Origin of the sequence: Microbulbifer elongatus (genome assembly GCF_021165935.1) — a bacterium.
GTDB lineage: Bacteria > Pseudomonadota > Gammaproteobacteria > Pseudomonadales > Cellvibrionaceae > Microbulbifer > Microbulbifer elongatus.
Window position 1 is genome coordinate 2001910 of sequence record NZ_CP088953.1, and the last position, 18610, is coordinate 2020519.

The 18610-nt window shown below is 59.7% G+C and carries 15 protein-coding genes; 8 read left to right on the forward strand and 7 right to left on the reverse strand.

All coding sequences use genetic code 11. The features are described 5' to 3' along the window. Positions 1-94: 94 nt before the first annotated feature. The 4 genes from LRR79_RS08275 to LRR79_RS08290 all read right to left on the reverse strand — a co-directional run bounded on the left by LRR79_RS08275 (position 95) and on the right by LRR79_RS08290 (position 6223). Complete coding sequence (locus LRR79_RS08275; protein ID WP_231759883.1) at positions 95-2866, reverse strand: valine--tRNA ligase; 2772 nt, start codon at positions 2864-2866, stop codon at positions 95-97. A gap of 151 nt (positions 2867-3017) precedes the next feature. Continuing rightward, positions 3018-3977, reverse strand: a complete 960-nt coding sequence (locus tag LRR79_RS08280) for a hypothetical protein (RefSeq protein ID WP_231759884.1) — start codon at positions 3975-3977, stop codon at positions 3018-3020. A gap of 21 nt (positions 3978-3998) precedes the next feature. Continuing rightward, the gene (locus tag LRR79_RS08285; RefSeq protein ID WP_231760002.1) at positions 3999-4424 is read right to left on the reverse strand and encodes a DNA polymerase III subunit chi; all 426 of its coding nucleotides are present in this window, start codon (positions 4422-4424) and stop codon (positions 3999-4001) included. Positions 4425-4753: 329 nt separating this feature from the next. After that, entirely contained in the window at positions 4754-6223 is a 1470-nt protein-coding gene (locus LRR79_RS08290) for a leucyl aminopeptidase (RefSeq protein WP_231759885.1), read from the reverse strand. A 301-nt stretch (positions 6224-6524) separates the two neighbouring features. Here LRR79_RS08290 and lptF point away from each other — a divergent pair, with 301 nt between their 5' ends. Together lptF and lptG are read left to right on the forward strand one after the other, a co-directional pair. Next, entirely contained in the window at positions 6525-7664 is a 1140-nt protein-coding gene (lptF, locus tag LRR79_RS08295) for an LPS export ABC transporter permease LptF (RefSeq protein ID WP_231759886.1), read from the forward strand. Continuing rightward, entirely contained in the window at positions 7651-8712 is a 1062-nt protein-coding gene (gene lptG / locus LRR79_RS08300) for an LPS export ABC transporter permease LptG (protein WP_231759887.1), read from the forward strand. The genes lptF and lptG overlap by 14 nt, the downstream gene beginning before the upstream one ends. A 92-nt stretch (positions 8713-8804) precedes the next feature. Here the strand turns inward: lptG and LRR79_RS08305 are convergent, their stop codons facing one another. Both LRR79_RS08305 and LRR79_RS08310 read right to left on the reverse strand, forming a co-directional pair. Then, the gene (locus tag LRR79_RS08305) at positions 8805-9308 is read right to left on the reverse strand and encodes an RDD family protein (protein ID WP_231759888.1); all 504 of its coding nucleotides are present in this window, start codon (positions 9306-9308) and stop codon (positions 8805-8807) included. Between the two features lie 68 nt (positions 9309-9376). Next, complete coding sequence (locus LRR79_RS08310) at positions 9377-9883, reverse strand: hypothetical protein (protein ID WP_231759889.1); 507 nt, start codon at positions 9881-9883, stop codon at positions 9377-9379. A 604-nt stretch (positions 9884-10487) separates the two neighbouring features. On the opposite strand from LRR79_RS08310, the gene LRR79_RS08315 reads away from it, so the two are divergent. From LRR79_RS08315 to LRR79_RS08335, 5 genes are all read left to right on the forward strand, one after another. Next, positions 10488-13187 (forward strand): family 20 glycosylhydrolase, encoded by a 2700-nt coding sequence (locus LRR79_RS08315; protein ID WP_231759890.1) that lies wholly within the window; start codon positions 10488-10490, stop codon positions 13185-13187. Between the two features lie 343 nt (positions 13188-13530). After that, positions 13531-15159: a GMC family oxidoreductase gene (locus tag LRR79_RS08320; protein ID WP_231759891.1), complete on the forward strand. Its 1629-nt coding sequence runs from the start codon at positions 13531-13533 to the stop codon at positions 15157-15159. Further along, a complete protein-coding gene (gene rlmA, locus LRR79_RS08325; protein WP_231759892.1) occupies positions 15156-15977 on the forward strand; it encodes a 23S rRNA (guanine(745)-N(1))-methyltransferase in 822 nt (273 codons plus the stop codon). The genes LRR79_RS08320 and rlmA overlap by 4 nt, the downstream gene beginning before the upstream one ends. 2 nt (positions 15978-15979) lie before the next feature. Then, on the forward strand, positions 15980-16435 hold the full coding sequence (tadA, locus tag LRR79_RS08330; RefSeq protein ID WP_456085666.1) for a tRNA adenosine(34) deaminase TadA: 456 nt from the start codon (positions 15980-15982) through the stop codon (positions 16433-16435). Between the two features lies 1 nt (position 16436). After that, entirely contained in the window at positions 16437-16871 is a 435-nt protein-coding gene (locus LRR79_RS08335) for an ion channel (protein ID WP_231759893.1), read from the forward strand. A gap of 15 nt (positions 16872-16886) precedes the next feature. On the opposite strand, the gene LRR79_RS08340 is transcribed toward LRR79_RS08335, so the two are convergent. Next, positions 16887-17486 carry an NADPH-dependent FMN reductase gene (locus LRR79_RS08340; RefSeq protein WP_231759894.1) on the reverse strand — a complete coding sequence of 200 codons (600 nt, stop codon included), beginning with the start codon at positions 17484-17486 and terminating at the stop codon, positions 16887-16889. A gap of 176 nt (positions 17487-17662) precedes the next feature. Between LRR79_RS08340 and LRR79_RS08345 the strand changes: the two genes are divergently transcribed. Then, a complete protein-coding gene (locus LRR79_RS08345; RefSeq protein WP_231759895.1) occupies positions 17663-18574 on the forward strand; it encodes a LysR family transcriptional regulator in 912 nt (303 codons plus the stop codon). Positions 18575-18610: the final 36 nt, after the last annotated feature.

Below are 18610 nucleotides of genomic sequence, written 5' to 3' on the forward strand. Positions count from 1 at the left end.
CTCAAGGCCGGGATGACGGGCGGGAATATATACGGCCCATGGAAATGCCTACATAACATTCCACATGGGCCTTGCGGCGGAACAACCGACCCGGTTACAGATTCTTCAGCGATTCCAGCTGCTCGACAAAGCGCGTACGGGTGCTTTCCAGATCCGCCAGTCTCTGCTTCTCTTTGTTCACCACCGCTTCCGGTGCTTTATCCACGAAGTTCGGGTTCTGCAGTTTGCCGGCAACCTGTTTCAGGTCTTTGTCCAGCTTGTCCAACTCCTTCTGAACCCGCGCGCTTTCCGCTTCCACGTCGATCAGGCCTGCCATGGGCACCAGCAGTTCCAGTTCGCGCACAAAGGCGGTGGAGGAGGCCGGTGCTTCAGCGCCTTCTGCCAGCCAGTCGATGGATTCCAGGCTGGCCAGTTTGGTGAGCAGACTGCGGGTCTGCTTGAGCAGGTTTTCGTCCTGCTCGGAACCGTTGCGCAGAATCAGTGGGATCTTTTTCGCCGGAGAAATATTCATCTCGCCGCGAATATTGCGCACACCTTCGATCACATCCTTCAGCCAGGCGATCGCCGCTTCGGCATTTTCGTCCATGCGGTGCGCATTGGCTTCCGGGTAGGGCTGCAGCATGATGGTGTCGCCGGCCTTGCCCGCCAGATCTTTTACCCGCTGCCAGATTTCTTCGGTAATAAACGGCATCAGCGGGTGGGCCAGGCGCAGGATGGTTTCCAGTACGCGGATCAGGGTACGGCGAGTGCCTTTCTTGATCGCATCGCTGGCGTTGTCGTCCCACAGGACCGGCTTGGACAGTTCCAGATACCAGCTGCAGTACTCGCTCCACACGAAATCGTACAGGGCCTGGGAGGCCAGGTCGAAGCGGTAACTTTCGATGGCTTCCTTGACCGAGATCTCGGTGCGCTGCAGCTGAGAGATGATCCAGCGGTCCGCAATGCTCAGTTCGAAATCTTCGCTACCGTCCTGTCCGCAGTCGTGGCCGTCGCAGTTCTGCAGCACGTAGCGGGACGCGTTCCAGATCTTGTTGCAGAAGTTGCGGAAGCCTTCAATCCGGCCCACATCAAACTTGATGTCGCGACCGGTGGAGGCCAGCGAGTAGTAGGTGTAACGCAGGGCGTCGGTGCCATAGGCGGCGAGACCTTCCGGGAACTCCTTGCGGGTCTGCTTTTCAATCTTCTCGCGCAGGCGCGGCACCTGCATGCCCGCGGTGCGTTTGGTCACCAGGCTTTCCAGGTCGATACCGTCGATCAGGTCGATAGGATCCAGTACGTTGCCCTTGGATTTGGACATCTTCTGGCCCTGGCTGTCGCGCACCAGACCGTGTACGTACACGGTCTTGAACGGCACTTCTTTTTTGAAGTAGAGGGTCAGCATCATCATACGCGCGACCCAGAAGAAGATGATGTCGAAGCCGGTAACCAGTACCGAGGTCGGGTGGAACGCCGCCAGCTCCGGGGTTTGTTCCGGCCAGCCGAGGGTGCCGAAGGTCCACAGGCCGGAGGAGAACCAGGTGTCGAGTACATCTTCATCCTGACGCAGTTCGATCTCGCCGAGGTTGTACTTCTCCCGTACTTCTTCTTCGCTGCGGCCCACGTAGACCTTGCCGTCGTTGTCGTACCAGGCCGGGATGCGGTGGCCCCACCACAGCTGACGGGAGATACACCAGTCCTGAATGTCGCGCATCCAGGAGAAATACATGTTCTCGTAATTCTTCGGCACGAACTCCACGCGCCCGTCTTCCACCACCTTGATGGCTTCGTCTGCCAGCGGCTGGGTTTTTACGTACCACTGATCCGTGAGCCAGGGCTCGATGACGACACCGCTGCGGTCGCCACGGGGAACCTTTAAGGTGTGCGGTTCGATTTTCTCCAGCAGGCCCAGGGCATCCAGGTCTTCCACCACCTGCTTGCGCGCGGCAAAGCGCTCCATGCCCTGGTATTTTTCCGGCACGTTTTCGTTCAGGTTGGCGTCCTGGTCCAGGATATTGATCATTTCCAGATCGTGGCGCTGGCCCATTTCGTAGTCGTTGAAATCGTGTGCCGGGGTGATCTTCACGCAGCCGGTACCGAATTCCAGATCCACGTAGTCGTCGGCGATGATCGGGATTTCACGGTTCGCCAGGGGCAGAGTGATGGTCTTGCCGATCAGGTGCTTATAGCGCTCGTCTTCCGGGTGCACCGCCACGGCGGTATCGCCGAGCATGGTTTCCGGGCGGGTGGTGGCGACCACAAGGTGGCCGGAACCATCGGTGAGCGGGTAGCGGAAGTGCCACAGGCTGCCCTGTTCTTCCTCATTCAACACTTCCAGATCGGAAATCGCGGTGTGCAGTTTCGGATCCCAGTTCACCAGGCGCTTGCCGCGGTAGATGAGGTCGTCTTCGTACAGGCGGATAAACACTTCCTGCACCGCCTTGTAGAAGCCGTCGTCCATGGTGAAGCGCTCACGGGACCAGTCCGGGCTGGCGCCGAGGCGACGCAGCTGGCGGGTGATGTTGCCGCCGGACTCTTCCTTCCACTCCCACACTTTTTCGATGAACTTGTCGCGGCCCAGCTCGTGACGGTTTTTGCCGTCCGCGGCCAGCAGGCGCTCCACCACCATCTGGGTGGCAATACCGGCGTGGTCGGTGCCCACCTGCCACAGGGTGTTGTCGCCCTTCATGCGGTGGTAGCGGATCAGCGCGTCCATGATGGATTCCTGGAAGCCGTGGCCCATATGCAGGCTACCGGTCACGTTGGGCGGCGGAATCATGATGGAGTAGGGGGCGGCCTGGGTGTCGCCGGAGGGCTTGAAATAGCCGTTCTCTTCCCAGGTTTTATACCACTGCTGTTCGATGGCGTTGGGCTGATATGTCTTGTCCATGCGCGGGGGAATGCCTTGCGTTGTCTGGGATGGCCGCCCGGTCACCATGGCTTCCGGGGGCAGTGAATAAATAAAAGGGGCGGAATTATACCGCTGGGGTGGAAGAGGGCAAAAGTGTCGTGCAATGAGGCGGTGTAGGGGTGCTGACGGCTCAATCTTCTTCCGGATAGATCTCGTCGACCAGGGCGGTGATATTGGCGCGCAGCTGGCGTTCCAGTTCGGGTAGCTGTTCGGCCATCAATTGCTCGATCAGCTGCTCGCGTATGCCGGGCTCACCTTCTGGCGCTGCTACCGCTGTGTCTTCGGCGTCGGGCTGCGGCTCTGTCGCATCCATCGCCTCTACCGCAGGCTCTGGCTCCGGTTTCGGGATGCGCCCACCGGTGAGACGCGCGCGGATATGCGGTGGCAGAAATGGGTTTTCGGATGCCGCCCGGGCCAGTGGGGGTTGGGCCGTTGTCGCCTTTTCTGGTGCGCTCCCTTCAGGCGCTGCCTTCTCCACAGGTTTCTGTGCTTTTTCGGTGGCGTGGGAGCTGGCTGAAGTCGGCTTATCGGGTGATTCCGGAGGTTTTTCGTCCGTTGAATCCTCCTTGGCCACCGCCTGCTTGCGCGGCGCGTCGAACAGACCCGGCTGGAACTCCGCGCGGGCCTCAGCCTTCTTCTCGGGAACTGTTTCCGCAACCGGTTCCGGCTCAATCAGCGCTTCCGTTGGGGGCACGACTTCTTCGATATCGCGGACCGGCGTGCGTGGAAGGTCCTGCAGTGGGCGCAGCAGCGCCTTGTCGGCTTCGCTGAGAGCTGGCGCGTACTCTTCGGTCAGCTCTTCATCGATAGGGCTGAACAGAATCGGCAGATCGGCTTCTTCCAGCGGCGGTGGCGGGGCCAGTGGTGCGTGTACCTGCGGGCCACCGGCTTTGCGGGGCTCTTGAGGTTTCGGTGCCGGGGGTGTCGTTTTTTGGCCGCCGTTGGGGCTGGCCACCTGATCCAGCAGAGGAATGTCCGCTTCCATGTCACTGCCGAGCAGCTCGTGCAGCGAGTTGAGTTCGCTGAGCAGTTCGTGCGGCGGCTGAGATTGGCCGTGGCGGTGCTTTCTATTCTTCTTTCGGCCGGACATGGCGCTTGGCTCGGGCTCTGGTCAATGGGCGATTTTATGGGATTGTAACGGATATCCCCTGTCGCGAAAGTGACTGTATCGCGTTCTTGAGCGGGCGAGGGAATCCGGTTGTTGGCAGACGATTTCGGCGAGCCGGTCGAACTGGCTGAACCAACTGGGAATCTCTGCACAAAGGTTGATCAGGAGCCCGTGGTGCTGGCCGGGATCTTCGCCGCTGTTGATCTCAATCGCGGCCTGCTGATCGAGGTTTTGTGGTGCGTGGGGGAGGAAGCTGTCTTCTCTGTAAGTCCACAGCAGGTCGTCCAATTGTGCGGCCTGCGTTTCGTTATCCACAGCAATCAGTACACGCAGACCGTTCCGGAATGCTTTCTCGGCCAGGCGGCAGGCAAAGTTCTGAATCTCATCCGGATTCTCGGAGGCCAAAACATAGAAGTCGATACGGGTCATCTTCAATGCACAATCGGTCGATGCGAAGACGCCGCTGCCCGGTAAACCCTTGTGAGACCTTCAAAAACAGGATGTTTTTGCAGAGCCCCCAGGGATGGGTTTACGGCGTGTCTCGCAAGGGTTTACCGGGCAGTGGCGGCGCCACCTGATCAGGAAAAAGCGCTGATCCTGGATAGGTGGCGGCCCTGCTACCGATAACGGTTCACAGGACACGCCGTGAACCCATCCCTGGGGGCTCTTCCGCGAGGTCCCTCTCGCGGAAGGTCCTGTGAACCGTTATCGGTATCAGGACCTTCGCCCGAAGTTAATTACTTCGATTTAAGTTGTGTTTACTTTTTATTCAGAATGTATTGCAGCAGCAGCGGAACCGGACGTCCGGTGGCGCCTTTGGCGGCGCCGGATTTCCAGGCGCTGCCGGCGATATCCAGGTGGGCCCAGTTGTAGTCTTCGGCGAAGCGGGCAAGGAAGCAGGCTGCGGTCACGGAGCCGGCTTCACGGCCGCCAATGTTCTGCATGTCGGCGAAATTGGAGTTCAGCATGGGCTGGTACTCGTCCCACAGCGGCATGCGCCAGGCGCGGTCACCGGCGGTTTCGCCGGCGGCGATCAGGTCTTCAGCCAGTTTGTCCTGGTTGGCGTAAAGGCCTGTGGCGTGGTGGCCGAGGGCAATAACACAGGCGCCGGTGAGGGTGGCCACGTCGATCACCACGCTGGGCTTGAATTTACCCGCCCAGGTCAGGGCGTCGCACAGCACCAGGCGGCCTTCCGCATCGGTGTTGAGAATCTCGATGGTCTTGCCGCTCATCGAGGTGACGACATCCCCCGGCTTGCTGGCACGGCCGCTAGGCATGTTTTCCGCCGCGGCGACAACACCCACCACGTTGACCGGGGCGTTCATTTCCACCAGTGCATTCATCACGCCGAATACACTGGCGGCACCGCACATGTCGAACTTCATCTCGTCCATCATGGCACCGGGCTTCAGGCTGATGCCGCCGGTGTCAAAGGTGATGCCCTTACCGACAAGCACAATCGGCTTCTGGCCGGTTTTGCCGCCCTTGTAGTTCATGGCGATCATCGCCGCCGGTTCGTCACTGCCCTTGGCCACGCTCATGAAAGCGCCCATGCCCAGGGATTCCATTTTCTTGTTATCCAGTACCGTGGTAGTGAGCTTTGTGTGTTTTTTCGCCAGCGCCTTGGCCTCACTCGCCAGGTAGCTCGGGGTGCAGATGTTGCCGGGCAGGTTGCCCAGTTCCCGCGCCACATTACTGCCGAGGGCCTGGCCGCCGCCGAACTCCACGCCTTTCTGCAGGGCTTTCAGCTGCTTTTTTTCCGGTGCGTGGGCGGTGAACTTGGCCAGTGGATTGGGTTTGGCGTCGCTGTGGCAGCGCGTGAATTTGTAGCTGGCGAGGCCAGCGGCGAGGGCGAGTTGCGCACCCTGCCAGGTGATGTCAGCGTCTTTTACGGCTACTTCCGTCAGGTACGAAGTGGCGTCTTTCAGGGATTTGATGGCGCGCGCGCTGTTGTTGGCCAGCTTGCGGAACTCTGGCTGGGAGATGGGGGCCTTGCTGCTGCGTACCAGCAGTATGCGATCACAGCCGCTCTCCAGGTTCGGGACCATCAGGGTGCTGCCGATGGTGCTGCCCAGGTCGCCGCGCTTGAGGAGTTTGGCCAGGGCGCCGTCGTTCGCCTTGTCCAGCGCGCTGCCACTGTCGGTGAGGCGGTTCTTGTTGTCGACGGCGATGATCGCGCAGGCAGTGCGCTGCTTCAGAATGTCGGTGACCTTGGCGGTAAACTGCATGTATTCGGTTCCTTGGTGGTTTTTTCGCGTGCCGCGGCGTCAGTGCAGACGAAATGTTTGGCCCCAAAATCGAGGGCTCAGTAGTGTCTTGCTGTCAGCAGGCCAGAGAAACAGTGGTGGGCCGAGACATTGCCGGGCTTTTTGGTGATAATGCGCCGCACAAGTTTAACCCGAGTCGCATCGCTTTGCTCGGGAACCTCTGATCAGGTGTTCTACTCTGACACCCGACGATGCCAATAAACCGGAATCGCATTTCCAATCGTCCAATCCAAACAGTGCAATCAGGGAAGCTGGTCGTTCAGTGATTATTTTCCGCTACCTCTGCCGCGAGTTACTCGGTGCCACCCTGGCGGTCAGTGCCGTGTTACTACTGATGGTCATGAGTGGCCGTTTTGTGAAGTATCTGGCGGAAGCTGCGGCGGGTGATCTTTCCGCGGGTATTCTGTTCTCTCTGATGGGTTTCCGCCTGCCGGGATTCCTTGAGCTGGTGATCCCACTGGGCTTTTTTGTGGGCATTCTGCTGGCCTACGGCCGCCTCTATATCGAAAGTGAAATGACGGTACTGCACGCCTGCGGGTTCAGTGAGCGCCAGTTGCTGCGCTATACCCTGGTGCCGGCACTGATGGTGGCGGCCTTTGTGGGGGCCATGAGTCTGTACCTGACGCCCACCGGGATCGAACGGACCTCCCACCTGCTGACGGCGGACAAAACCCGCAACGAGTTTGATCACCTGGTGCCGAAGAAATTTGTCGCCACCGGTGGCGGGCGCGCCGTTTACTACGCCGAGGGGCTGAGCGAAGACCGCTCCACCATGCATAAGGTGTTCCTGGCGGAGCTGGGTAATTCCCGTGGAGACACCGAGACGGACCACCAGATCGTCACCGTGGCCCGGGAAGGTGTGCAGCAGATAGACCCGGAAACCGGTCTCCGCTATCTGGTGCTGCGGGATGGCTATCGCTACGAGGGCGTACCCGGTCAGAGTGATTACCGGCAGATGGCGTTTTCCAGCTACGAGGTGCTGCTCGAAGTGCCACGCCTGCGCTCCAAGGCCAGTGAAAAGCTGCAATCCATGTCCACCGCGGCCCTGTGGAAAAGTGAAGACCCGCGTGAGCGGGTGAACCTGCACTGGCGCTTCAGCCTGCCGGTGCTGGTGCTGGTGGTTGCGATTCTCGCGGTGCCGCTGAGCCGTACTAACCCTCGCCAGGGGCGCTACGCCAAAATGATACCGGCAGTGCTGCTGTACATCATTTATCTGGTGGCGCTGCAGGGTGTGCGCGGTGCGATCGAGGATGGCAAGATCGAACAGGCTTGGGCCATTTGGCTGGTGCACCCGCCATTTTTGATCCTCGGGCTGTTCCTGTTGGGCGGGCGTAAACTGAAAAAGCCACGCAAGCGCGGTGGCGATGGTGCCGATAAAGGAGGTGCCCATGTCCCTGCTTGATCGCTACATCGCCCGTACCGTGACGCTGGCAATTCTCGCGGTGCTGATGGTTATCCTTGGTCTGGATGTGATTTCCGCCATCGTCGATGGCCTGGGAGATCTGGGGGGGGACTATCAGTTTGCCGATATGCTTGAGTATGTGGTGTGGACGCTTCCGGAGCGGATTTACAGCCAGCTCGGCTTTTCGGCACTGGTGGGCTGTATGGTCGGCCTCGGTACACTGGCCGGGACCAGCGAGCTGACAGTGATGCGTGCGGCGGGGATATCCATCGGCCGCATTGCCTGGGCGGTGATGAAACCGGTGCTGGTGTTGATTGTGTTGGGGCTGGCACTGGCGGAGCTGGTGATTCCGTATACGAACCAGACGGCCGAAAGCCAGCGGGCGATTGCCCAGGGTGAGCTCGATAATGCGGGGCTGGAGCAGGGATTATGGCTGTTCGAGGGCGGAGAGTTTGTGCATTTCAATGCGGCGCTGCCGGGCGGTACCCTGTTTGGTATTACCCGGTACAAGTTCGATCAGGATCAGCAGTTGGAGCAGGTGGTGTTTTCCGAGCGTGGGCACTTTGCCAATGACCGCTGGGAGCTGCAGAACAGCCGCCAGACAAGCCTGACCCCGGAGCGTGCCAGCAGCACCCGTGAAGCGCAGTCCACCTGGGACTCCGATATGTCACCGGATCTGTTCTCGCTGGTTGTGCCGCTGCCGTCGGACCTGTCGCCGCGCAACCTCTGGTCCTATGGGCGTTTTCTCGACCGCAAGGGCGAGGAGTCTGCACGCTACTGGCTGGCCTTCTGGAAAAAGATTCTGCAGCCGCTGACGATTGCCGGCCTGGTGATGATGGCGATCTCGTTTATTTTTGGCCCACTGCGGGAAGTCACCACTGGCTTGCGGGTATTTACCGGGGTGATTGTGGGGATCGTGTTCCAGACGGTTCAGGATATGCTCGGGCCGTCTTCAGTGGTGTTCGGGTTTCCGCCGTTTATTGCGGTGATGGTGCCGATCCTGGCGAGCTTTTTACTGGGGTGGGCGCTTTTGAAGCGGGCGAGATAAACCTCGCTGGCGGAATACTATCCAGTCTGGTGGCGTGGTGCCGCTATCGGGTGCCCCGAGAGGCACCTTCGCACTTTGCTACTGTACGGGTCTCAGGTCTTACTCTTCTTCTTTTTCGGCAGCTGCCGCACTTCGGTATCCGATGCCAGGTCATGCCAACTGGCGCGGTCTGCACGAAAATATCCCCAGAAGTAACCCAGGCCAAAACAGGCCACTGAGAGCGGGCCTACCAGTGCGCGAATGAAGCACTGGTACCAGCTCAGCTGCACCCCGTTGTTGTTGGCCACCATCAGGCGCCACGCGCGCATCCCGATGGTCTGGCCCGCGGCGCGCCAGGACCAGAAGAAATAGCCCGCGGTCACAGCGAAGAGGCCAAACTGATACAGCGGGCCACCCACGCAGGGGGTGTAATCTACATGTTCCGGTTGGCAGTGCAGCCCGCCAAAGGTCGAGGCTACCAGCATGGCGAAGAATCCGTACACCATCCACAGCCCGGCGAGGATCATCCCGTCGTAGAGCAGGGCGATCAGCCGCGGGACCACGCCGGCGCGGGGGAGTTGGTTGAACTGGGTCGGGGTATTGACGGTGTCGGACACGGGAATCTCCGCCTGTGAAAAACGTGGCGGAGATTCTAGCAGGTTAGCGGGAAGAATCAGGCCGGACTTCAGAACTCGTATTCGACCGAGATTTTGAACTTGTCATCGGACAGGCGGACATCGTAATCCAGTGCGTCATTGAAGTTGAACTTGCCGCCGCCCTGGGTATAGCGCAGTAACGGGTGCTGTTTACTGCGTTTGTGTTGCTCCATGTACGTTTTGAAACCCATTTTCAGGATCTCGTTAACCGCGCGGCCACCGGTCTTATCCACATATTCACTGGGGCGGGTGTGCTGCTCCAGCCACTGATGGTTCAGGCGGCGGTGGATCATACCCATGGAGTTGTTGAGCAGGTTTTCCGCGGATTCGTACAGCGCGTTGTTGTCCATGCCAAAAGCGCTGTCGATGAAAAAGGCGTTGTCGGCCTGAAGATTCAGAGCGCTGTTGGAATCGGGGATAAAAATATCGTCGGCGAGGAGGGTGGAGGAAAATGGAAGCAGAAGCAGGCCAAGCACCGCTGGCAGGGCACGAGCCTGGCGCTTAGAGGAAAGATACCGAGTACTGCGAGAATCCATTTTTCCACCCCGGGGAGTATTTGCTTGGCTCAGTTGGTTACTGAACAACCACTGAATTTATTATGGCTCACCCTGAACATGACGTTGTATCTCACAAAATCCGGAAAAGTGCCAATGCTGGTTGTGAATTCTATGTGAAATATGGTCATTTCGCTGCGAGCCCCGCCAGTGCTGGATGTATAGAGTTTTGCCCAGTTTGCGGGGGCTGCGGGGATGATTCCGCCAATGTTTTTTAATATAAAAACCATATGGTCACGGTGTCACTTATAAAAACATTGTCTAGTGACGGAAGCGCGGAATCATTAGTGAGAGGAGAAATCTGGACCGTGGTTCCCCGGTCGGATACGTTTGGCGCAGAGTTGGTCATCTTTGAGCCCTGACCCCCGATGTGGCTATCGCACCGTCTGTCGCGGTAAGGATCCGGTGTACGGGCAGGCTGTTCCCGGTAAGTCGGGTATCGTGTTGACAGCGCTGTCTTTTTCGCTATTGTGGTGCACTGGCCGGATTCTGAAGTACCGGCATACCCGATCATCCACGATAAGAATCCACGGGCGCCTTTCCGGTTTGCGAGAGCGGCGAGGGCCCATCAAAATAGAGATCATCCATGAGACGGATCCCACTCTTTGCCAGCCTGGCCCTGTCCACATTGATTGCTTCCTGCGCTGAGCCCGAGTCCAGTCAGCCTCCGGCCGCCGATGCCCAACTGTCTGCACCGGAGCGCATCGCCGCCAACTTTGACGTTACCCAGGAAGTGCTGCTCAACTTTCAGGGGGTGGATGACGCGCTGCGAGCGCAGTGCAAACAGGCCGGCGGCAGTGCTGCGACCTGTTCTACCTATCGGATCAGCCTGATCAACAACGGCCCTGCGGTGGCCGCGGATGAGCGCGACTGGACCCTCTATTTTCACAGTGTGCGCCGCTCCCTGGCGCTGCTGAATACGGACGCGTTCACGCTGGAAAGAGTGAATGGCGACCTGCACCGCCTGATTCCCAACGAGCGCTTTACCGGCATTGGCTCCGGTGAAACTCTGCAGCTGGACCTGCTCGCAGAGAGCTGGATGCAGTTCGAATCGGACTTCCAGCCTCGCCTGTTCGTGGTCGATGGTGACGGTGCCCCCCACATCATCCGTTCCACCGATACCGATGACCTTTCGGATATTGTCCTGCCGATTACCAAAAACCATCCCGACAACTGGAAACGTGTGGCGGAGGATGCCAATACACTGGCCACGGCCGATAGCCGTTTCCAGCAGTTCACTGCCGATGTGGAAGCGGTGGATGCGCAGGAATGGCGCGGCCGTATTATCCCGCAACCGGCTAATGTGCAGTTGACGGACGCGCCGCTGATTCAGCTTGACGCCGGTATTGCGCTGCAGGCGGAAGGCCTGGATGCCGGCAGTGTGGCTGCACTGCAGCAGCGTCTGGCTACCCTGCAGCTGTCCGCCAGTGGTGATGAGGCGTATGGGGTTTCCGTGACCATCGACCCAGGCGCCTTCAGTAAGCGGCCGGCGGGAGCCTACCGCCTGAATGTGGCGGAACAGGGCGCCGAGGTGGTCGGTGTGGATGCCAGCGGTGCCTTTTACGGGGTGCAGTCTCTGCTGGCCCTGGTGGACCTGAAAAGTGGCAGTCTGCCCCAGGTGGTTGTGGATGACGCCCCGCGCTTTCCTCATCGCGGCATGTTTGTGGACGTGGGCCGCAACTTCCACAGCAAGGAGGTGATTCTCAAGCTGCTGGATCAGATGGCGGCCTACAAGCTCAATCGGTTTCATTTCCACCTGTCCGACGATGAAGGGTGGCGCCTGGAGATTCCGGGGCTGCCGGAACTGACCGAGATCGGTAGCCAGCGCTGTTTCGACCTGGAGGAGAATCGCTGTCTGCTGCCGCAACTGGGTTCCGGCCCCTTCGCAGATAACTTCGGTAGTGGTTTCTACAGCGTGGACGACTACGTGGAGATTCTGCGCTATGCAGCGGACCGCCATATCGAAGTGGTCCCGGAGTTTGATATGCCGGCCCACGCCCGTTCCGCGGTAGTGGCGATGGAGGCCCGTTATCGCAAACTGAAGGATGCTGACCCGGAAGCGGCGTCTGCCTACCGTCTGATTGACCCACAGGACGACACCCGGTACCTGTCGGTGCAGTTCTACAACGACAGCTATATCAATCCATGTGTGGACTCCACTTACGCGTTTGTCGGCAAGCTGATTGGCGAGGTCAAAGCCATGCACGACCGCGCTGGCCATCCGCTGAAAACCTGGCACTTCGGAGGTGACGAGGCGGTGAATATCCTCGCTGCGGATGCCTTTGAAGTGGGGCCGGGCGAAAACCCGGAGAAGGGCGATGTCACGGCGGAACAGCGCAACAAACCGTGGACCAATTCTCCCCAGTGCCAGAAGCTGATTGCCAGTGGTGAAGTGAAGGCGATGGATGAACTGGGCGAATTGTACGCCAAACGGGTCAGTCGACTGGTGGCCGATGCGGGCATTCCCACCATGGCGGCGTGGAACGACGGGGTAAAGAAAATCAGCGATGCCAGTGCCGAGCTGGCAACCCCTAACAACTATGTGAATTCCTGGGCACCGCTGTTCTGGGGCGGGGGTGACGAGAGTGTGCACTTTGCCGAGACCGGCTTTGACCTGGTGCAGTCCCACTCCGACTTCCTGTACTTCGACATGCCCCAGGAAGTCGATCCGAAAGAGCGGGGTTATTACTGGGCGTCCCGGTATACCGATACGCGCAAGACCTTCAGCTATGCGCCACTGAACACCGCGCAGCTGGCGGAACTCTACCGGAATCGAGATGGCCAGAATTGGGAGGCGACCTCCCCGAGTGCGCACTTCGCGGAGAGTGTGCGCGGTATCCAGGGGCAGCTCTGGAGTGAAGTGGTGCGCACCGATGAAGCGGTGGAATATCAGGTTTTCCCGCGCCTGCTGGCACTGGCGGAGCGCGCCTGGCACCAGGCGGACTGGGAATTGCCGTTGCAGGAAGGACAGAGTTTCCATGCTGAGTCCTCGTTTGTGAACAAAGCGGCGCTGGCGTCAGACTGGTCCGGTTTTGCGGCAGCCCTGGGTAACAAGGAGCTGCTCAAGCTGGATCGTGCCGGTATCGGTTACCGGGTGCCGGTGCCGGGTGCTGTGGTCGAGGACGCGCGAGTGAAGACCGCACTGCCTTACCCGGGACTGACCGTGGAGTATTTTGATGGCCAGCAATGGCAGTCGCTTACCGGCGAAGTGTCGGCAGAAGCGGTCCAGTCCGTTCGCGCCCGCAGTGCCGACGGTCAGCGTGCCGGTAGGGCCGTGGCGCTCTAAATCACCTGAGCCTGCACTGTCGCCAAGGCAGTGCTGACGGAATAGGGGGCAGCCGTGCACGGCTGCCCCCTTTTTTTGTGGGGTGCCTGCGTTGCGTGTGCTCCCTCCTGCTCTGCAACGGTCGGTTCCCCCGTCGCGCCGCGCGCGAAAGCCGCGCTGTTCCGGGTCTACAATTGCTGGATTGACTGCAGCTGCTGCCGGCATATCTCTCACGGATTTCGGAATTGCTCGTGTTTTTCCCGTGGATCAAGGCATGCTGACGAACGTTCGATGCTAGATTGGGCGCCACCAACCCTTGAACCGAGCGAGTGGCACCATAACAAGCATAAAAAGAGAGAAGACCATGGCGAGAAGCAAAGTGTATGACTACGTGATTGTCGGGGGCGGATCCGCAGGCTGCGTGTTGGCCAACCGTCTCAGTGAAGATGAACAGAATCGCGTCTGCCTGCTGGAATCCGGTCCGTCCGATCACAACCTTCTGATTCAAATGCCCGTGGGGATTGGGTATCTGGTCCCGGGAAAGCGTTTCAACCTGCATCACTACACCGAGCCCCAGGCCAATCTGGATAACCGCCGTCTGTTCTGGCCGCGCGGCCGTGTCCTTGGCGGTAGCAGTGCTATCAACGCCATGCTGTACATCCGCGGTAACGCCGGGGATTACAACGCCTGGGAAAAGGCGGGGAACCCCGGCTGGGGATGGGACGGGATATTGCCGTATTTTCTGATGGCGGAAGTCAATCAGCGCGGTAGTGATGCCTGGCACAGCGGGTTTGGCCCCTTGTCGGTGTCTGACCTGAAGTGGAAGTCCCCCGCCGGACGCGCCTTTGTCAGCGCCGCCCAGGAGGCGGGGCATCGCCACAATCAGGATTTCAACGGTCATCAGCAAAATGGTGTGGGCTTCTATCAGGTGACCCAGCGCGCGGGCCGTCGCTGCTCTTCTGCCACAGCGTACCTGTACCCGGCCAAGGCGCGCCCCAATCTAAGTCTCTATACCAGCTCCCTGGTAGCCGGGCTGGAGTTCAAGGGGGATCGCGTGTGTGCGGTTACCCTGATCAATGGGCAGCGTGTGGTAGCCAATAAAGAGGTGATTCTTTGCGCCGGTGCCATTCAGTCGCCACAACTGCTCATGCTCTCGGGAATCGGCCCGGAAGCGGAACTCAAAAAGCTCGGAATCGTGCCCCAGTGCCACCTCCCTGGTGTGGGTCGCAATCTGCAGGATCACCTGGATATTACCCAGGTCGTCGAGACGAATAGTGCGGTTGGCTTCAACGACGCATTCCTGTCAAAGCTGGGCGCGGCCATGCATTTTCCGGAATACCTGCTGCTGAATCGCGGCAAGCTGACCAATAATGTGGCTGAGGCGGGTGGCTTTGCCAGCTCGAGTCTCGCCGGTGAGCACCCGGATATCCAGTTTCACCTGAGTGCGGTGCCGCTGTTCAATCACGGCCTCGACAAGCGTCCGGGCAATGGCTACTCCCTGCACGCCTGTGCGTTGCGGCCAAAAAGTCGTGGCCAGATTACGCTGGTGTCCCGTGACCCGCGAGCGCTGCCCGCTATTCAGCCGAACTATCTGGCAGAGCCGGAAGATCTGCAGGTGCTGATCGAGGGCTTTGAAATGGCTCGGGAAATTATCCAGCAGCCCGCCCTGCAAAAACTGCACAAGCGCGAGTGGCTGCCGGAGCAGCCCCTTACCACGAAAGGGGCGATTGCCAATTTTATCCGGCAGAAAGCCGAGTCGATTTATCACCCGGTAGGGACCTGCAAGATGGGGCAGGACGAGCTTGCCGTCGTGGACAGCGAATTGCGCGTACGTGGGGTGGATGGACTGCGTGTGGTGGATGCCTCCATAATGCCCACCCTCATCAGCGGTAACACCAATGCACCGGTGATCGCCATTGCAGAAAAAGCGGCGGAGCTGATATTGAACAAGTCGACGATGCAACCATTACAGGAAGTCAGCGAAAGCGCATGATCTGGCAGTGTCCCCATTGCAGAGAACCCCTTCACCTGGAGCAGCGAAGCTGGCGCTGCGGCAACGGCCACAGCTTCGACCAGGCGAAGGAAGGCTATGTGAATCTGTTGCCGGTGCAGCAAAAGCGCAGCCGCGAACCGGGGGATTCGGCGGAGATGCTGAATGCACGGCGCCGCTTTCTGGAGGCCGGTCATTACCGGCCGCTGGCGGAGGCCATCGGTGCACAGTTGTCTTCGCTCGCATCGGATGATGGTGCGCAGGTATTGATGGATCTCGGGTGCGGGGAAGGCTATTACACACGGGCGCTGGAAAGTGGTGGCTGGCCGGCATCATCCCTTTACGGCATTGATATCGCCAAAGCCGGCGTGCGGCTGGCGGCGAAAAAGCAGCCCCAGGCACACTTTGCCGTGGCCAGTAGCTTCCATTTGCCGGTGGCCGAGGCCAGTGTGGATGCGGTGCTGCGCGTGTTCGCGCCGGGCCCGGCGACGGAGCTGTGCCGTGTTCTGAAGCCGGGCGGCGTCCTGCTTGATGTCTCCCCCGGGCCCGACCATTTGTGGAGTCTGAAATCCCGGCTCTACGAGAAACCACAGCAGCATAGTGTCCCGGCGGCAATTACCGGGTTTACCCTGCAAAACGAAATGCGCTGTGAATTTCCCCTGCGGATTGATGGGGCTGAGGCGGTAAAGGATTTTCTGACCATGACGCCTTTTGCCTGGAAAGGAAATAATGCTGCGCGACTGCAGCTGGAAGCAGAAACATCGCTGGAACTGGAGGCAGATTTTCTGTTGCGCAGAATGACCAGAAATCAGGACTCTTAACCGTGGCAACACCGCGTGATTATATGTTTATGCAGCAGGCGCTGGGGCTGGCTGCCAAAGCTGCCGAACTGGGCGAAGTTCCGGTGGGCGCGGTCGTGGTGTTGGATGGGCAAGTGATCGGTGAAGGTTTCAATCAGCCAATCTCCGCGTCCGATCCCAGTGCCCACGCCGAAGTCATGGCGTTGCGCGCCGCCGCCCGGCACCAGCAGAATTATCGACTGCCCGGAGCCACGTTATATGTCACCATCGAGCCCTGCACCATGTGTTTCGGCACCCTGGTGCACGCGCGTATCGCGCGACTGGTCTACGGTGCCGCCGAGCCTCGCGCCGGCGTGGTAGCCAGCCAGTTACAGCTTCCGGAACAGACATTTTTCAATCACCGGGTGCTGGTGGAAGGCGGCGTACTGCAGGACGAGGCCGCGACGCTGGTACGGGAATTTTTTCAGAAACGACGTTGAAATGCTGGTAGCAATCCTGATCAATGCGTGCCTGGTCGCATTCGCGGTGGTGATCCATCACGAAGCATTGAACGCACTTTTCTGGGTGTCACACCGCTGGAAATTCCGTCGCAATGTGACGGTTCTGATCGGTGTGTTCGGTGCCCTTGTGGCCCATGTGGTGGAGATCTGGATGTTCGCGGTAGGGTACTATTTTATGTACCACTCGCCACTGTTCGGCACTTTGACCGGCAATTTCAATGGCGCCATGCTGGACTGTGTCTACTTCTCTTTCACCAATTACACGTCCCTCGGTTATGGCGATATCGAAGCCCATGGCGCCCTGCGTTTTACCGCAGGGCTCGAAGCCCTGACCGGACTGGTGATGATCACCTGGACCGCTTCTTTCCTGTTCCTGAAAATGCAGCGTTTCTGGGTGGTCCGGGAGGAGGGCTAGCCCTCCATGCCGACCTCAGGCGGCGTTGGTGGCCCCGCGGGATTCGGTCTCGATCGCGCGTAGGGTGTCCTCTACCAGTGTGCGCAATTGCGCAGTTGCCGTTGCATCAACCAGCCGACCATCGGCGAAGGCGGTCATTGACGACGGCACTGCCAGCATGGTCGGCGCTATCCAGGTACCGAGGGGCTGAAGAATATCCCGCAGGTGATTCAGCCCGCGCATGCCCCCCAGTCCCCCCGGCGAGGTGGCAAACAGTGCCGCGCGACGTCCCTGGAAGACCTCCGCGCGTGCAAACTGCCCGTCCGGGCGCGACACCCAATCGATCAGGTTTTTCAACGCCGCGGTGATCGAGCCATTGTACTCGGGGCTGGCGATCAGAAATCCATCCGCGCTGGCAAACAGTTGCTTCAGGCGGCCTGCCGATTCCGGCACACCGGCCGCCTCAATATCCTCGTCAAACAGCGGCAAGGGAAAGTCGCGCAAGTCGATCTCGGTTACCTCGGCACCGCCTGCGCGGGCAAAGGATGCCGCCGCGGCGGCCAGTTGGCGATTCCAGGAATCTTTGCGCAGGCTACCGGACAGGGCCAGCAGGTGGGGTGTGGATCGGGTGTTCATAGGCTCTCCTGTAACAATAGGGCCCCGGGGGGCGGGCATGGGCGTATTCTGGAGAATCTGTGAGGGAACAGAAATGATGTTTTTGCAATGGTTCTGTGCGATTTTGCACAGAGGGCCCGGCGCGGCTAGAGTGCCGGGCAGGTGTCAGAGCGGATACGGAGCGTAGGAGGCAACGGGTGACGGGGAGCTCGGTCAAGGACTGGAATAATCTGCATTACGCCCTCGCGGTGGCCAAAGCGGGCACGTTGTCCGGCGCCGCGCTGGAACTGGAAGTGTCCCATTCCACGGTGCTGCGGCGTATCGACGCCCTGGAAAAGGCCCTGCAAACCCGTCTGTTTATCCGTCACCCGCGGGGTTACGTGCCCACCGAGGCCGGGCATATGCTGATGGGGGCGGCAGAAAACATGCAGGACCAGCTGGATCTGCTGGTGGGGAAAATACAGGGGGTTGAGGAAACCCTGCAGGGCTCTCTGGTGATCACCACCGTCAACACGCTGATCCCACTCTTGATGCCGATGATCCGCGGCTTTCAGCGAGACAATCCGCAGGTGTGTATTGAGCTGGTAGCGGACCGGCGGCATCTGCGCCTGGAACACGGCGAGGCGCATATCGGCATCCGCCCCGGCGCCAAGCCCACGGAACCGGACTATGTAGTGCAGCCCGGCATTTCGCTGAACAGCGCACTTTATGCCTCCGCCGAATACCTGCGCGAATGCGGGCCCTTCAACGGGCTGGATGCGCTCGCCGGGCACCGGTTTATCGGCCCCACCGAAGCCTACGATTTTATCCCCAGCCTGCACTGGATCACCCGGCAGGTCCCGGACGAGCAGATCGTTTTGTGCTGCAATGAGTTCTCCGGGTTTGAAGATGCGGCCCGCTGTGGCGTGGGGATCGCGGCCCTCAATCAGTGGTGCGCGGAAGCCCGCCCGGGATTGCAGCGGTTGATCGAGCCGCCACCGGAATGGTGCACTAACCTGTGGTTGGTCACCCACCGGGATATGCACCGTACCCGCAAGGTGCAACTGTTTCTGCGCTGGATCAAGCAGGAGCTGGCGCGGCTATCGCCGGAAATCGGAAAGCTGGTGTAATACACGCCCTATTCACAGGTAATGATACGAGGGAGA

Bases quoted from the DNA above. Each gene is read 5' to 3' on its own strand.
- LRR79_RS08275 (WP_231759883.1), bottom strand. From the start codon at position 2,866: ATGGACAAGACATATCAGCCCAACGCCATCGAACAGCAGTGGTATAAA.
- LRR79_RS08280 (WP_231759884.1), bottom strand. From the start codon at position 3,977: ATGTCCGGCCGAAAGAAGAATAGAAAGCACCGCCACGGCCAATCTCAG.
- LRR79_RS08285 (WP_231760002.1), bottom strand. From the start codon at position 4,424: ATGACCCGTATCGACTTCTATGTTTTGGCCTCCGAGAATCCGGATGAG.
- LRR79_RS08290 (WP_231759885.1), bottom strand. From the start codon at position 6,223: ATGCAGTTTACCGCCAAGGTCACCGACATTCTGAAGCAGCGCACTGCC.
- lptG (WP_231759887.1), top strand. From the start codon at position 7,651: ATGTCCCTGCTTGATCGCTACATCGCCCGTACCGTGACGCTGGCAATT.
- LRR79_RS08310 (WP_231759889.1), bottom strand. From the start codon at position 9,883: ATGGATTCTCGCAGTACTCGGTATCTTTCCTCTAAGCGCCAGGCTCGT.
- LRR79_RS08315 (WP_231759890.1), top strand. From the start codon at position 10,488: ATGAGACGGATCCCACTCTTTGCCAGCCTGGCCCTGTCCACATTGATT.
- LRR79_RS08320 (WP_231759891.1), top strand. From the start codon at position 13,531: ATGGCGAGAAGCAAAGTGTATGACTACGTGATTGTCGGGGGCGGATCC.
- rlmA (WP_231759892.1), top strand. From the start codon at position 15,156: ATGATCTGGCAGTGTCCCCATTGCAGAGAACCCCTTCACCTGGAGCAG.
- LRR79_RS08335 (WP_231759893.1), top strand. From the start codon at position 16,437: ATGCTGGTAGCAATCCTGATCAATGCGTGCCTGGTCGCATTCGCGGTG.
- LRR79_RS08340 (WP_231759894.1), bottom strand. From the start codon at position 17,486: ATGAACACCCGATCCACACCCCACCTGCTGGCCCTGTCCGGTAGCCTG.